The organism is Melaminivora alkalimesophila (genome assembly GCF_000282995.1).
GTDB classification, from domain to species: domain Bacteria; phylum Pseudomonadota; class Gammaproteobacteria; order Burkholderiales; family Burkholderiaceae_C; genus Melaminivora; species Melaminivora alkalimesophila.
The window spans coordinates 1-1,543 of sequence record NZ_ALEE01000663.1; the positions used below are offsets into that span (position 1 = coordinate 1).

A 1,543-nucleotide genomic window follows, 5' to 3' on the forward strand; every position below is an offset into this window, starting at 1 on the left:
GGGCCACCGAGCAGCCGGTGGAGACGATGGTGGCGCCGGCGAGCAGCGCGAAGGCGATGGCACGTGCGTATTTCATGGTGGATTCCTTGTAGGTTGGTGGTGGAATGGCACGGGTGCGGGGAAACTGTGCTGCGACCTCATTGCACCCTCCGTGGGCCGCAGCAGCGGGAACAGGGTGGGGCGGTCAGCGCTGCAGCCAGTCGCTGATCTCGTCGGCGTGTTCTTCCTCCTCGGCCAGCACGCCCTCGAGCAGCCGGCGGGTGGTGGGGTCCTTGTCGCCGATCAGCTCGACCATCTGGCGGTAGCTCTCCACGGCGATGCGCTCGGCCACCAGGTTGGCGCGCAGCATGCCCTTCAGGTCGGTGCATTCGTCGTAGTCGGCATGGCTGTGCTCCAGCAGGGTGGCGGGGTTGAAGTTCGGCGAGCCGCCCAGCTGGACGATGCGCTCGGCGATCTTGTCGGCGTGCGCCAGCTCCTCGTTGGCGTGTTCCAGGAACTCGGCGGCGATGGCCGGCGAGGCCAGGCCCTCGGCCGTGAAGTAGTGGCGCCGGTAGCGCAGCACGCACACCAGCTCGGTGGCCAGCGCCTGGTTGAGCAGCTTCACGATGGCCTCGCGGTAGGGGCCATAGCCGGGCGTCACCGCGCCTTCGTCCAGATCGATGGTCCCGGCCTTGCGGATCGCCTCCTCGTTCAGTTCCAGGGTTTTCTGCTCGGAAGGCGTGGCCGGCTTGCCGTGGGCGGATGTCTTGTCGTTTGCCATGTCGTGGGAAGTGCAGTTCGGAAGGAAGGGCGGGGCTCAGCGGTCGCTGCGGCGCGTCAGCATCACGGCCATGGCCAGTGCGGCCCCGGCAGCGGCAGCCAGCAACATCGACCGGCCCGGCTGGTCCGAGACGTAGCGGCAGGTGGCATCGGCCGCCTCGTTGAACTGGCGGCGGGCGCGCTCGCTGGCCTCGGCGGCGTAGTTGATGCTGCGGGTGGCGAATTCCTGGGCGCGCGCCGCCAGGTCGTCGATCATCGGGTCGATGGTGTCCTTGACCTGCTGCATGCCTTCCTCGGCCTTGTCCAGCGCCTCATTGGCCATGGCGCGGGTGGACTTCACTGCCCGGTCGGCGCTGCTGGCGACGCTGTCGGCCGCATCGCGGGCGGCGTCGGCGGCTTTCTGGGTGGCGTCCTGGGCCATGTTCTGGGCGCTTTTCTCGCTTTTCTCGTTCTTGTTGGGGTTCATGGATGGGGCTCCTCTGGGAAATCTTGGGGTTCTGGAAAACGGGGGGCGTGGCGTCAGCCTCTGCGCAACAGGCCCAGGATGAAGGTCACCACGGCCATGATCACGAAGACAAAGAACAGCACCTTGGCGATGCCCACGGCGCCTGCGGCGATCCCGCCAAAGCCAAACAACGCGGCCACCAGGGCAATGACCAGGAATACGACGGCGTAATGCAACATAGTCAGCTCCTCTTTCTTGCGTCTGCGCGGCCGCCCCGATGGCGGTTGCGCTGTAGCGCATGGGAGCACTGTAGGAGCGGCGGGCGGGGGGGCGCTGCCG

General features: G+C 67.3%; 3 protein-coding genes. All 3 read right to left on the minus strand.

The features are described 5' to 3' along the window. Positions 1-184: 184 nt before the first annotated feature. From A612_RS12925 to A612_RS16640, 3 genes are read right to left on the minus strand one after another with little or no spacing between them, the layout of a single operon-like run. Positions 185-760, minus strand: coding sequence for a ferritin-like domain-containing protein (locus A612_RS12925; RefSeq protein WP_019374888.1), 576 nt, complete (start codon positions 758-760; stop codon positions 185-187). Between the two features lie 36 nt (positions 761-796). After that, complete coding sequence (locus tag A612_RS12930; protein ID WP_019374889.1) at positions 797-1,225, minus strand: hypothetical protein; 429 nt, start codon at positions 1,223-1,225, stop codon at positions 797-799. Positions 1,226-1,278: 53 nt separating this feature from the next. Continuing rightward, positions 1,279-1,443, minus strand: a complete 165-nt coding sequence (locus tag A612_RS16640) for a DUF1328 domain-containing protein (RefSeq protein ID WP_019374890.1) — start codon at positions 1,441-1,443, stop codon at positions 1,279-1,281. Positions 1,444-1,543 lie beyond the last annotated feature (100 nt).